The sequence below is a fragment of the Pseudomonas sp. GW821-FHT07G10 genome (assembly GCF_059418545.1).
In genome coordinates, this window is the sequence record NZ_JBWKQB010000024.1 from 66,705 (window position 1) to 79,274 (window position 12,570).

The 12,570-nt window shown below is 58.4% G+C and carries 14 protein-coding genes and 2 pseudogenes; 6 read left to right on the plus strand and 10 right to left on the minus strand.

All coding sequences use genetic code 11. The features are described 5' to 3' along the window. Positions 1-58: 58 nt before the first annotated feature. On the minus strand, positions 59-235 hold the full coding sequence (locus tag AC07O1_RS23070; RefSeq protein WP_495090246.1) for a hypothetical protein: 177 nt from the start codon (positions 233-235) through the stop codon (positions 59-61). A 9-nt stretch (positions 236-244) separates the two neighbouring features. On the opposite strand from AC07O1_RS23070, the gene AC07O1_RS23075 reads away from it, so the two are divergent. The 3 genes from AC07O1_RS23075 to AC07O1_RS23085 all read left to right on the plus strand — a co-directional run bounded on the left by AC07O1_RS23075 (position 245) and on the right by AC07O1_RS23085 (position 2,762). Continuing rightward, entirely contained in the window at positions 245-1,039 is a 795-nt protein-coding gene (locus AC07O1_RS23075; RefSeq protein WP_495090247.1) for a helix-turn-helix domain-containing protein, read from the plus strand. A gap of 151 nt (positions 1,040-1,190) precedes the next feature. After that, positions 1,191-1,724 carry a DUF3087 domain-containing protein gene (locus AC07O1_RS23080; protein WP_495090248.1) on the plus strand — a complete coding sequence of 178 codons (534 nt, stop codon included), beginning with the start codon at positions 1,191-1,193 and terminating at the stop codon, positions 1,722-1,724. A 252-nt stretch (positions 1,725-1,976) separates the two neighbouring features. Next, a complete protein-coding gene (locus AC07O1_RS23085; protein ID WP_494993014.1) occupies positions 1,977-2,762 on the plus strand; it encodes a sulfite exporter TauE/SafE family protein in 786 nt (261 codons plus the stop codon). 307 nt (positions 2,763-3,069) lie between these two features. Here the strand turns inward: AC07O1_RS23085 and AC07O1_RS23090 are convergent, their stop codons facing one another. Continuing rightward, positions 3,070-3,351 carry a DUF3761 domain-containing protein gene (locus AC07O1_RS23090; RefSeq protein WP_495090249.1) on the minus strand — a complete coding sequence of 94 codons (282 nt, stop codon included), beginning with the start codon at positions 3,349-3,351 and terminating at the stop codon, positions 3,070-3,072. A 153-nt stretch (positions 3,352-3,504) separates the two neighbouring features. On the opposite strand from AC07O1_RS23090, the pseudogene AC07O1_RS23095 reads away from it, so the two are divergent. Next, a pseudogene (locus AC07O1_RS23095) lies at positions 3,505-3,807 on the plus strand (PhzF family phenazine biosynthesis protein); the annotation flags it as partial. A gap of 31 nt (positions 3,808-3,838) precedes the next feature. On the opposite strand, the gene AC07O1_RS23100 reads toward AC07O1_RS23095, so the two are convergent. From AC07O1_RS23100 to AC07O1_RS23115, 4 genes are all read right to left on the minus strand, one after another. Continuing rightward, a complete protein-coding gene (locus AC07O1_RS23100; RefSeq protein ID WP_495024110.1) occupies positions 3,839-4,222 on the minus strand; it encodes a VOC family protein in 384 nt (127 codons plus the stop codon). A gap of 135 nt (positions 4,223-4,357) precedes the next feature. After that, positions 4,358-5,263 (minus strand): NmrA/HSCARG family protein, encoded by a 906-nt coding sequence (locus tag AC07O1_RS23105; RefSeq protein WP_495090250.1) that lies wholly within the window; start codon positions 5,261-5,263, stop codon positions 4,358-4,360. A 41-nt stretch (positions 5,264-5,304) separates the two neighbouring features. Further along, a complete protein-coding gene (locus AC07O1_RS23110) occupies positions 5,305-6,159 on the minus strand; it encodes an SDR family oxidoreductase (protein ID WP_495090251.1) in 855 nt (284 codons plus the stop codon). 121 nt (positions 6,160-6,280) lie between these two features. Then, positions 6,281-6,895: an NADPH-dependent FMN reductase gene (locus tag AC07O1_RS23115; protein ID WP_495090252.1), complete on the minus strand. Its 615-nt coding sequence runs from the start codon at positions 6,893-6,895 to the stop codon at positions 6,281-6,283. Positions 6,896-7,038: 143 nt separating this feature from the next. Between AC07O1_RS23115 and AC07O1_RS23120 the strand changes: the two genes are divergently transcribed. After that, a complete protein-coding gene (locus AC07O1_RS23120) occupies positions 7,039-7,965 on the plus strand; it encodes a LysR family transcriptional regulator (protein ID WP_495090253.1) in 927 nt (308 codons plus the stop codon). Between the two features lie 183 nt (positions 7,966-8,148). Here the strand turns inward: AC07O1_RS23120 and AC07O1_RS23125 are convergent, their stop codons facing one another. The 4 genes and pseudogenes from AC07O1_RS23125 to AC07O1_RS23140 all read right to left on the minus strand — a co-directional run. After that, on the minus strand, positions 8,149-8,310 hold the full coding sequence (locus tag AC07O1_RS23125) for a DUF2986 domain-containing protein (RefSeq protein WP_081729292.1): 162 nt from the start codon (positions 8,308-8,310) through the stop codon (positions 8,149-8,151). A 369-nt stretch (positions 8,311-8,679) separates the two neighbouring features. Next, positions 8,680-9,768 carry an AmmeMemoRadiSam system radical SAM enzyme gene (gene amrS / locus AC07O1_RS23130; protein ID WP_495090254.1) on the minus strand — a complete coding sequence of 363 codons (1,089 nt, stop codon included), beginning with the start codon at positions 9,766-9,768 and terminating at the stop codon, positions 8,680-8,682. A gap of 212 nt (positions 9,769-9,980) precedes the next feature. Further along, the gene (locus tag AC07O1_RS23135; RefSeq protein WP_494993008.1) at positions 9,981-10,271 is read right to left on the minus strand and encodes a hypothetical protein; all 291 of its coding nucleotides are present in this window, start codon (positions 10,269-10,271) and stop codon (positions 9,981-9,983) included. 201 nt (positions 10,272-10,472) lie between these two features. Beyond that, positions 10,473-10,931: pseudogene (locus tag AC07O1_RS23140) on the minus strand (MaoC family dehydratase); the annotation flags it as partial. A 386-nt stretch (positions 10,932-11,317) separates the two neighbouring features. On the opposite strand from AC07O1_RS23140, the gene sorA reads away from it, so the two are divergent. Further along, positions 11,318-12,559, plus strand: a complete 1,242-nt coding sequence (sorA, locus tag AC07O1_RS23145) for a SorA family sulfite dehydrogenase catalytic subunit (protein WP_495090255.1) — start codon at positions 11,318-11,320, stop codon at positions 12,557-12,559. Positions 12,560-12,570 lie beyond the last annotated feature (11 nt).

Genomic DNA, 12,570 nt, shown 5'->3' on the forward strand with positions numbered 1-12,570 from the left:
GGCTTGATTGTGTCTATACGTTTAACGGCGGAGAATGGCATGCCAAGACATAATCAGTTCATTTTATGCCATGACCAAAATACATCGAATCGGCTTGCTGCTTTTCCCGCGCTGCATGCCAGCAGGGTTGTTTGCATTTTCCGACTTGCTTAACGCCGCCAATCGCCTGGTAGGTCACACGCTTTTTGAAACTCGCTTTGTCGCGTTGCAGACAGGGTTGGTCGAGTGCGCTCAAGGCGTCTCGTTGCAGGTGAACGAAACGCTTGGGCAGGCTGATCTGGACGCGATTCTGGTGCCCGGTTTCTGGGCTGAATCGGCATCGCAGGTAGACGCGATGATCGGCGAAAGCGGGGCCCTGATATCGGCGTTGGTGACACGCGCGAACACCTTGATGCTCTGGAGTTATTGCAGTGGCGTAAGCCTCTTGGCGGCGAGCGGTGGGCTCAACGGACAGTCCGCAACCGTGACGTGGTGGCTGGCAGAGTCGATGGCCCAGCGTTATAAAAAGGTGAAGTGGCAGACTGAGCAGAACTGCATTGTGAACGACCGTACCGCCACGGCATCCGGCGTGAATGGCTACCAGCCAATCGCACAGGCATTGGTAGAGCGCTATGTCAGTCCGGACGCGTTGCATCATCTGATCAAGTTAATGGTGCTCCCACGCCCCGTGCAGACCCATGGCATCTTTCAAGCCATGAGCATGATCGAGCAGTCCTCGGTGTTGTTGCGCAAGTTGCATGGTCTGGTCGAGCAGTTGCCCGCGCAAGAGATTACGGTGCAGCGGCTGGCTGAACGACTCGGCATGGCTCAACGCACCCTCGCGCGCAAGGTGATGGGCAAAACCGGGGTTCCGATTGCAACCTATGCGCGCCGTATCAAATTGAATCAAGCCAGCGAACGTCTCATTCTCACCTCATCGTCGGTCAGCGCTATCTGCGCCGAGCTGGGATTCAGCAGCGATTCGAACCTGCGGCGCATGTTCAAGGAGCTTACGAAGCTGACGCCCCTGGAGTACAGGCAGCGGTTCGGGCGCTTATGACCCGGGTTGTGGCAACTGGGTTTTGACCACGTTCACCCCAAGGCAACGTCCAGGAAAGGTGGGCCGATTCATTAAACGTGTCAGTGCCCATCGCTACAGGCAATAATGCCGCGCAATTTTAAATTCAACTCAACGGAGTCCTGCAGCAGTGATGTTCGAGATCAAGCAGATGAGTCCTGAGACCTATCGACGGCAAACGCGCCGCAGCACACTGATCATTGCCCTGATTTTCGTGCTGCTGGCGATGGTGCTGTCCAGCGTTGCCGTGATGTTGGCAGGCGAACCCGGTGGCGATAATTTCCGTTTGAATCTGGGCGGGGTTGTTGCCGCACTGGTGCTGAGCGTGGCGCTGATTCGGATCAAATTCTGGTCGCAGCCGTGGATGGCACCGGCGGTTTACGGCTGGCAGCTCAAGCGTAGTCTGATGAGCATTACCAACGCCATGCATCAGGTCACCGCCGGCGTGCTGGCCGGTGATCCGGCGGCGATGAAACTGCTGCGCTTTTATCATCTGGGGGTAACGCAGATGCACCAGCTGGATGGCAACTCCAGCGCCCTCAGCCAGATGGTGCGAGAGATCGACCAACACAAGGTGTGCATGGAGGCTCTGGCAATCGATACCGAGCAGTACCAATTGAACCCCGCCTGGCTCGCGGCGGTGAAGAAGGCCGGTGCGGTGAAGTAAACGCCGCGATCAGCGCCTGCACGCCTGCAAGGCCGATGCGACCCGAAGCGGGCGCGTGGATATGTGGGCTGCAGCTATGGCGATGCAATTGTCTTGAGCGTATCGAGGTCTGGCGCAGAGCTTGGCGGAGTATCGGGTGCGATAGAGAAAAGGTTATAAAGTAAGATCGTATCGGTATAAATGATTATAAGAAAAATCGCTATGCTGCTGGCTAGATTTTTTGTAGTCGCGCTTGATTTGTAGGTCGTGATAATGGAATTCAGTAATATTGGTTTTGTGGTTGCAGGCTTGGTTGTCGGGTTTGTTGTCGGCATGACCGGTGTGGGTGGCGGCTCTTTAATGACGCCCATTCTTTTATGGTTTGGCATTAACCCGGCAACCGCAGTCGGGACGGATTTGCTTTACGCTGCAATCACTAAATCCGGTGGCGTACTGGTTCATAAAAAGAACAAAAATATTGACTGGACAATTACCGGCTGGCTGACGCTTGGCAGTGTGCCGGCGGTAATGCTTACCCTGTGGTTTTTGAAGAATTTACATACTGACCCCCAAGCGATGAATGCAATCATCAAGCAGGCATTGGGCTTTGTCTTGTTGCTGACCGCGCTGGCCATTTTCTTCAAGAAGCAGTTACTGGCATTGGCCCATAAGCATGCCGGCGATCGCTATCACCTCAGCGGCTCGAGCTTGAACGTGCTGACCGTGGTCACTGGCATGATACTCGGCACAATGGTGGCACTGACCTCCATCGGTGCCGGCGCCTTGGGCACTGTGGCGCTCTTTATCCTGTACCCTTTTCTGGCCACCAAGCGTTTGGTCGGAACAGAAATCGCACACGCGGTGCCCCTGACGCTGGTCGCCGGTCTGGGCCATGCGAGCATGGGTAATATGGATTGGCATCTATTAGGCTATCTACTGATGGGGTCACTGCCGGGGATTTACATTGGCAGTCATTTATCCGGCCGCATTTCTGACGAAGTATTGCGGCCTTGCCTGGCCGTCATGCTGATTTTTATTGGTTCCAAGCTGGTGTTTTGATCCCGCTGCCATACTCACCCCGAACATCGTCCGCATCGGACTGACCTGAAACACATCGCGCTGATTTTCATCGACCAATTGCTGACACTCGGGATCGATATCCTGCCAACGAAGGGTCAATCGATACACATCAAGTGCGTATGCAACTCAAGCGCCCAAGTTTCAGCTCAGAGCCAACTCAAAAGATCGAAATTGATCAAAGGTAGGGCGGCTCAGTCAGCAGAGTTGGCTGAGGGCTGTGGTGGTCAGAGATTCCTGATGTCACCTGAAACGAAAAAGCCCGGTTTTAGTGCTGGGCTTTTTGTATCTACAGCCAAGCCATCACGCCGCCATGCCGTGAGCATGTGCCGCGTCGGTGCTGGCTAAAACTGTAGGAGTTGTCGCGGCACTTGGCGGTTGCGCCCCCTGGTGCACGATCTGACTTCGTGTGGGCAGGGCTGTGTACGGCTCTTCCGTCGCTATTTATGTACGAGCCATGCTCGATCAGCTGCGATTCGTCAGGGTTTACTGCGCGACGATCGATATCAGACCTTGCGAAGGCAGGCTGGAAGATCAAGCAGGCAGTAAGAGCCAGGAAGGCTAGTTTCATTTGGTGACCGATCCTTGGTGTGTAGGGTGGTGGAGTCCGGCCTTGTGCTGGGCTTTGTCATTTTGGGGATTCGTACGGGCGCGATTACCGTTCATTCCTTCCCGCTGGATGATGGCAATTTGGGGCTAGACTACCTTTTTTTCCCTCAAAGGAGTTGACCTGTGTGGCCACGCCACCCTCGCGGCGGCCTGGGTACTCTTTGAACAGCTCGGTGAAAGCCGTGACCTGCTGTGCTTCTCCACCCGCAGAGGTGAATTGCGGGTGCGCCGCGAAGGCGGGCGCCTGGCCATGGACTTCCCGGCCAAGCAGCCCGAAGCTGTAGCGATTCCACCGGGTGTGCTGCAAGCCCTCGGCTTACAACACGCCGAGGCGCTGTATCGCATCGACGACTACCTGGTGGTGGTCGAGGATGAAGCCATCATCACTGCCGGCCGCATCACCAAGAAGCCGACATTCAATATCACGTCCACCTTACCCTGCGCCCCATCTACCCGCCGCTCCCATACGGTCGAGTAATGACCTCAAGGAGATGACCGTCGGGGTCCTCAAAATACACCCCACGGCCACCGTCGTTCCGGTTGATTTCTCCTGTCCGGTGCTTGCCAGGGTCTGCCCAATACTGCAGCCCTCGATCATGGATGCGGGCGAAGGTTTGATCGAAGTCGTCTTCGCCTATCAAGAAGGCATAATGCTGAGAGGAAATCTTGCGTTCATTCTCGTAGAAGTCGAGTGAAACGTTGTTGTTGAGTTGAACGACCAGCATGGGTCCGAATCGGGTGGCGGATTGCAGGCCCAGAACTTCCGTGAAGAATGTTGCTGATTTCTGCTTGTCGCGGCACCAGACGATAGTATGGTTTAGCTGCACGCTCACGTTGCGCCTCCTTTTTCCTCGACCAGGTTTTCGAAATAGGCTGCGAGCCTAATATTCCCTGACGCCCGGTTGTCTCTTGAAAGGCCACCATTGCCTCTGCAACCGCTTCGGAATCTCCTTCGCAGAGTCGTGTTTTCAGGCGGGTGCCGGGATCGCGAAGTTCGCCCGAGCCCACGTGGCAAACGTCGTCGGCTGTCGGCCGGCGACTCTGTTGGCCAGCGCAATCGCGTCGCGCGAATCCGCACCGAGGTAGGTGTGGGCCTCGAAGTAGGCGAGCATCTGTGCGACTTCCTTGGCGCCTGGGAACCAGCCGGCAAAGAGTTCTTGTGGGACTTGCTTGAACGAGAACTTGTGTCCCTGTCGATTCAGCGTGGCGATGACCTCATTGAAGCTCAGGAAGTCGCCGACCAGCGGCAAATATTCGCCGTGCCCCGCGAGTTCCGGCTGCGCGAATGCGCCAACCACGATATAGCCGAGTTCGGTGATGTCGCCCATATGAATGACGCGCTTCTGCGGGTCGAGCGGTATCGCCCAACCCATGGCTCCATCCGCTTGCTTCTGCGCAGCCATTACGCCGAGCAGATTTTGGTAGAAGAACGGCGCGATCACGAAGGTGTGGTGCGCGAATCCAGCCTCCCTCACGATGCGGTCGATTTTTGCTTTGTCCGTGAAATGCGGGACATCGAGCTTGCCGCGGCTGATCGTCTCCACGTTCGGAAGCGTCGACCAGATGAAGTGCTGAACGCCGGCATCTTTCGCCGCGTGAATGGCTGCGAGTGCCTGTTTGCGCTCGTCCGTGCCCGGTTCCCGGGAATTGGTTACCAGAAAAGCCCCGTGTGCTCCAGCAAACGCGGCTTTCAGTGTTTGCGGACGATCCAGATCCGCCAGCACGACTTCGTCGGCCAACTGCGGATGCTTGTCCGGATTGCGCGTCAACGCGCGTACCTTGAATTGACCGCTCGCCTGCAGCGCGCGCACAACGGCGCCGCCCTGATGACCGGTTGCGCCGACGACTGCGATGAGCTTTTTGGTGTTTGACATGGCAGTTCTCCAATGAGTAGTTTCGGTTCGGGTGCAAGTCTTCAGGCCGAAGGAGATTTCAGCGCCCCGGCAAGTACGTCGCGCAGAGGTTTGGGTGGCCGGCCGCCAAGGCGCTCGACGTCGCCGGTCACAATGTCGAACGCACCCGCCGCGAAGCTCGCCTGGATGCTGATGGCGATGTTGACGACCTCCACCGGCAGACCCGCCTGTGTCAGTCCGGCGCGCAGTTGCTCTGGCGTGACGACACGGAACGCCAGCGGCCGGCCAGTGATTTCGGCGATGAGGGCCGCGCGTTCCGCACCCGACAGGCGCTCGGGGCCGGTAGCGTTGTAGATCGCTCCTGCATGGCCGTCGCCGATCAGGATTCCGGCTGCGGCGGCTGCCACGTCACCGCGTGCAACGAAAGCAACCCGGTTCTCGGCCAGCCCGGTCAGCACGCCCTGGTTCAGCGACGCCTGCGCCTGCTGCACGAGACCTTCGGCATAGTAGTTCATACGCAGGATGGTCCAGGCCGGCGCCGTGGCGATAAGATGCTGCTCGCCCCGCCAATAGGAGGCGCTGAGCGCCGGCTCCTCCTCCTGCCGCGCGCCCGCGGTCGACATGAAGACGATATGCTCGACGCCCGCCCTCACGGCCGCATCGATGGCTGCGACGTTCTGCGCCGCGCGCTTTCCGGGCTCCAGGGTCGGGATGATGAGCAGACGGTCGAGACCCGCATAGGCCTGCGCAAGGCTTTCGGGTCGGTTGTAGTCCCCGAATCGTCCCTGAGTCGGTCCAGAGACGGTTTCGGGCGTGCGCGTAATAGCCACTACCTCGTGCCCGTCGGGACGCTGCAGCAGTTCCGAAACGACGGCACTGCCCAAATGGCCGCTGGCGCCACTCACACCGATTTTCATGTCAACCTCCGTCTTGGTCATTTTTTCGCAAGTGCATGCGCAGTTGCGCGTCCGATCCCCTTGTTGCCGCCCGTGACCAACGCTGTGGGCATGGCGCGCGCTTCGGTGGCGAGGGTGATACTCATGCGGTTTCCCTCGCGCTCTTGAGCGCCTTGGTCCACCAGGCGATGTCGTCGAGCAACTCGTTGGCGGCCCGCGCCAGGTGCGGAAAGTCATCGAAGCTCTTGCCCTGTTGCCAAATGCCCAGGAACTCCACCATGCCGATGTGAACGGCATGGCGCACTGGCGCCATCTGCAATTCGATGGTGGTCAGCCGAAGCTGCTCGACCGCGCGTGCCGCGCCGACCCCGCCGTAGCCGACGAAGCCGATCGGCTTGCGGATGAATTCCTTGTACGCATAGTCGAACGCGTTCTTCAGCACCGCGCTCGGTCCATGGTTGTACTCGGGCGTGACCACGATCAGGCCATCCAGGGTCGCGAGCTTGTCGGCCCAACGTTGCGCGGCCTCGTTCTTCAGCGCCCCCCAGGCCGGCGACATCGGCTCGTTGAAGAAGGGCAATGGGTGATCGCGCAAGTCGATCAGTTCGAAGGCGAGGTCGTCGCGTTGCTTGGCGATCTCGTGGATCCAGAGCGCAGGTTTTTTGCCGAAGCGGCCTTCGCGTGTCGAGCCGATGACGATGCCGATCCGAGGTTGTTGCTGTGGGGTCATGGTGATTACGGAAGAAGAGTTGGTCATGGCAAATCGATCTCCTTGCAAAGCCCGCTGTGGGGCGTTGGGAGCCTCGCGGCTCGATAGCTGAACAATAGGGCTGGGCCGATTGATCGACTAGCCGATACAATTGGATTGCACTCGTCCACCCACGCGAGGAATGCCCGGCCATGTTCGACCTCAATGACATCGCCATGTTTGTGCAGGTGGTGCGCAGCGGCAGCTTTGCAGAGGCGGCGCGGCGGCTGGGCTTGCCGCCCAATACCGTGAGTCGCCGCGTCCAGCAGCTCGAAGCGCAACTCGGCACGCGGCTGCTGCAACGCTCCACCCGCAAGCTCACACTCACAAGTGCTGGCCAAGGCTTTCATGAGCGTTGCGCGGGAGCGGTCGACGGCCTGCTCGAAGCGGGGCAGGAGTTGATGACGGGCAGCAGCGCACCCAGTGGCCTGGTGCGGGTGGCGGCGCCGGCTGACTTCTTCGACTTCTTCCCGATGGAGTGGGTGGCCGAGTTTCTGGCCGCGCATCCGCGCGTGCGACTCGACTTCGTGCTCAGCGATGCGAAAGCCGACTTGATCGCAGAGCAGATCGACATCGCCTTTCGCGGCGGGCCCTTGCGCGATTCAGGCTATGTCGGCCGTCAAATCTTCGACCCCCGCAGCGACGGAATGGTGGCAAGCCCCGCTTACATTGCTGCGCGCGGCTCACCCCACACACTGCAGGATCTGGTGAGCCACGACTGTGTGATCCCCGCGCATCCCAGCGGCCACGCCACATGGCGTTTGGTAGGCCCGAATGGCGAGGAAGAAGTGCAAGTCGCCGGTCGCTTCAGCGGCAATACCGCGCAGGCACTACGCAAGGCCACCGTGGCCGGACTCGGCATCGCTCTGTTGCCGCCCGCAATGGCCAAGCTCGACGTTCAGGCCGGCGTGCTCGTCCCGGTGCTGCCTCAATACCAGCGCGCCGGCTACAGCTTGAGCGTGCTGTATCCGAGCCGCCGGCACCTGCCGCTCGCGGTATCGGCGTTCATCGAGTTGGTGATCCAAAAGATGAATGTGGCAGACGCACCGCAGGTGCATCGACCTGTGCGGCGTCGATAGCGAGTGGCGGCTGGGCCTCTACGCCTGCATCACCACTACTCGCGGACGACCTGCCCGCCTTCGTGCCCACACAAGTAAGGGCGAACGAAGAACGTCGCTCCTGGACCGTCCTCGCGGTACGTGCCATCGGAATGCCTGGCCCAACCAGATTTGTAAATTCCGGTGGTTCTCAGGATGCATAGATCAGCTTTCAGAGGAAATGATTGAGTCGTGACTGGATTCAGCCGCCAGCTTCAATCGGTCAGCTTTACTAATGTATTTAGACTTGCTTGGCGGTGCCAATTTGGCACTAGCCTTTTTGGCGTGAGCCTTTAATAACTGCTTTATTTTTTTACGACGATTCATATGTTTCTACTCGGCTTGTAAATTCTTGAATGATATCAGCTTAAAATATTGAAACAGATCCCTGTAGCACGCTCTTAGTGAATAGCCCCTGGTTTCCTGGACGCCTCCGAATGACCGTTGGCCGATAGCGCACATTGAGCTTAGGGAGTTGCGTTTGGTGTCGTGCTACGTCTGTAAACGATCAGGCTGCTCGATGTCGCGATAATCAAGGTTGACTGACTTCCTCAGGGCGTGAAGCAGTCGTCCAGCCCCAGATGCGACACCCCACAGAAAGTGCGTGTGGGAATCACCGCCTGCGTGCGCTTGCGCCTTGGATAAAGAGCTACCCGGCGCGCTCGTTGCTTGCTATTGATGGAACGCTGCCCCTGCTCAGAGGTCAGCGTTCAGCCGCAACGGAATTCTGCGCTGGCCGAACGCGCCGGCATATTGCTCGAAGCGCCCGGCGATGGGGGAGTTGCACTGCGGACAGCGACCGCTTGCCGTCACCTGGTAGTGCAGGATGCGGTGCCAGTCACGCACGATCAATGGCTCGCCGCAGCCCGGACAAGCAGTCGTGCCGCCCTCAGCATCATGTACATTGCCCGTGTAGGCAAAGCGTAGCCCTTGTGCACAGGCTATCTGTCGGGCGCGGGTGAGCGTCGCCGCCGGAGTCGGCGGCGTGTCGAGCATCTTGAAATCGGGGTGGAAGGCGGTGAAGTGGATGGGCACATCCGGGCCCAGCTCCGTGAACACCCAGGCGCACAGTGCCTCGATTTCACCATTCGAATCGTTGTAGCCCGGAATCAGCAGGGTGGTAATTTCCGTCCAGACGTCGGTTTCATGCTGCAGATAGACCAGGGTATCCAGCACTGGCTGCAGATGCGCGCCGGTGAGCTTGAAATAGAAGTCGTCGGTAAAAGCCTTCAGGTCGACATTCGCCGCGTCCATCACCGCGAAGAATTCGCGCCGGGGCTCGTCGTGCACATAGCCTGAGGTCACAGCCACTGTCTTGATGCCGAGCGTATGGCAAGCGTTTGCTGTATCGATGGCGTATTCGGCAAAGATCACCGGATCGTTGTAGGTGAAGGCCACGCTGCTACAGCCCGACCTTTGCGCAGCCAGGGCTATCTGCTGCGGGCTGGCCTGATCCATCAGACGGTCCATGTCCCGCGATTTGCTGATATCCCAGTTCTGGCAAAACTTGCAGGCGAGATTGCAGCCCGCCGTGCCGAAGGAGAACACCGCCGAGCCGGGGAGGAAGTGGTTGAGCGGTTTCTTCTCGATGGGGTCGATACAAAAGCCGGATGAGCGGCCGTAGGTGGTCAGCACCATCTGCCCGCCTTCGCGCATGCGCACGAAGCAGGCGCCGCGCTGTCCGTCCCGCAGCTTGCAGTCACGAGGACACAGGTCGCACTGAATTCGGCCATCGGGCAGGTTGTGCCACCAGCGTCCCGAGTAATGTCCAGACAGGTCATTCATAGCCAGGTTCCTGCCGTTTGCTGACTGTGTCGCAGGCCAGCCGGATGTCCGCATGCCAGAAATCGGCGGGCGCGTTTCAGCCGTGTGCACTCCTCACTTGTGGGCAAACGTACAAAACTTCAGATCGGTGGCAGCCTCGCTGCAGAGCGCCCAGGATCGGCAAAAGCAATGACTGCGACAGCGATATCGTCGTGAGGGATCGCAAGGGCGCGCTAATTGATCTGCACAATGACCGGACCTTCCGTTACGACCGGCGGGTTCGCGTGAATATGCGAGGCATTTTTCTGTATCCAGTCGCGCGCGACTTTCAAGCTCTCATCGGTGCCGGCCTTGTCCGTGCAAACAGTCACCGATATACCGCCATCACCCGTATTGAGCAGTGTGTAGCTAACCAGACCAGGCACTTTGCGCAGGGTAGATTCGACGTCGGCCTTGCGCTCTTCCAGAAAATCGAAAAGCTGCTTTGCTCCAGCACCCAAGTAGGTTCTTACAACCGTATACATATGAATCTCCTTTGTGAGTTACCGTCTGAATGCCAATCCAGTTTCGCTGATGGCCGCAATCACTTGGGTTTCAGTTCGTCCCTATTTATTCAGCTTAGCCAAACGCCGGCGACAAGCGAAATGCAACGACCATCGGCTGCTCCTGGCCGATTCCCGCCTTTCACGACTGACCGGAGTCAACCCGGTCATTCGCCAGGGGGGCGCCACAGCATTTGTGGGATCACCTTCAGCAAGCATCCGCGTCAGGATTTCTCGCTCCTTCATGCCAGGCACGACGCCGCTGGTTTCTGCTTCCCGTACGGTGAAGCCTTCTTCGTTGGTCATCGTGATAGTCGCTGAGGCTCGGCCCTGTTCATCCATTTCCTTGATGAGCCAGTGGCAGCGGATGGTGTCGCCGGCATAGACCGGCTTCTTGAAGTGGAAAGTCATGCCGGACGCCAGCCAGCCGATCTCGGTGACCAGACTTGCCGTCAGCAGGCGATGGGAAATCGGCGCCCTGAAGCGGCGGGCCTCGGCGTAGCTCGCATCGAAATGCACCGGGTTGTAGTCCCGGGAAATCCTCGCGAAGAGCTAAATCTCTTCCTCGGAAAAGAGTCGGGAAACCGTGAAGCTATCACCCACGTGCAGCCCTTTTGCGGCGCGCTGTCTGAAGCTGATCACTGAATAATCCTTCGTCGTGGTTTTTATGGATTGGTCACTCATCGCACGGGTAGCGGCAAGGGAGTGTTCAATAAATAAGAAATGAATTAACCGCCCAAGCCACTAGCTATCCGGTCAGTACTCCGTTGAGCTTTCTGCATCGACGCTTTGAAGTCATTGTTTTGATGACGGGCTCGCTATACTTCACGTGTCGGCATCATCTGTCATCAAATGTTAAGTCACTGACGCTCAATGAAAAGCAGGCGCTTTGTGCGTGACGATACTGGCTTGGTCACCGAAGTCGGTCAGTTAATCGAAAACCCGCTTATACATTACGTCGGATGCCTCTCCGCCTTGACGGGGGGCTGTCAGTTGCATCTCAGTAAAACAATCCTGGAGAGAGCAGCATGAAGTTCAGTCTTGTTGATAACGGCAACCCCAGCCGCCGGCGCGTTCTACGCGATGCCTTCGCCCTGGCTCTGGCAGCTTCTCCATTGGCAAACCTCGCCAGGGCAGCCGACGAAACACCGGAAGAAGTGACCTTTGCTGCCGGCCCACGACCGCTGGTGCAATACCCGCAAAAACGACCGTTGACCCTGGTGACCAGCCGCCCACCGCACCTTGAGACGCCATTCCCCGTCTTCAACGAAGGGCCCATCACGCCGAATGACGCCTTCTTCGTGCGTTACCATCTGGCCAATATCCCTACCAGCATTGATCCGGACAGCTATCGTCTGACGATCAAGGGCTCGGTCAACACGCCGCTGTCACTTTCCCTTACAGAACTCAAGGCCCTCGCCGAACCGGTAGAAGTGGTGGCCGTCAATCAGTGTTCGGGTAACAGCCGTGGCTTCTCGATGCCGCGCGTGTTCGGCGCTCAGCTGGGCAATGGTTCAATGGGTAATGCCCGCTGGGTGGGGGTACCGCTCAAGGCGGTATTGGAAAAGGCAGGGGTGAAAGCCGACGCCAGGCAAGTGACATTCCGTGGGCTCGATAAGCCAGTGCTGCCAAGCACGCCGGAGTACATCAAGGCCCTGGACATCAGCCATGCCATGGACGGCGAGCCCATGATCGCCTGGTCTATGAATGGTACCGACCTGCCATTTCTCAACGGTTACCCGATACGTCTGGTGGTGCCAGGCTATTTCGGTACGTACTGGGTCAAGCACCTGAGTGAAATCGAAGTCGTCGACCACACCTACGACGGTTTCTTTATGGCTAAAGGCTACCGCGTTCCGGACAACGATTGTTTCTGCGTCGCCCCCGGCACCACTGCGGCGCAAACGCGGCCGATATCCAAGATGCCGGTACGCAGTTTCATCACCAGCGTCAAACACGGCGATGTGTTGCCGCTGAAAAAAAGCGTGGTGCTCAAGGGCATTGCGTTCGACGGCGGCGTTGGAGTGAACAAGGTGGAAGTGTCGATCGACGGCGGAAAAAGTTGGCGAGAAGCCAAGCTTGGTGCGGATCTTGGGCGTTTCTCCTTCCGTGAGTGGACGTTGCCGATCACCTTTACCAGCAAGGGCGCCACACAGTTAATGGTACGAGCCAGTAACAGTGCGGGCGAGACGCAGCCGTTGCGAGCCGACTGGAACCCCGGTGGCTACCGCCGCCACGTCGTAGAAACCAGCCACGTGACCGTCGCCTGAGGGGGCCCCGC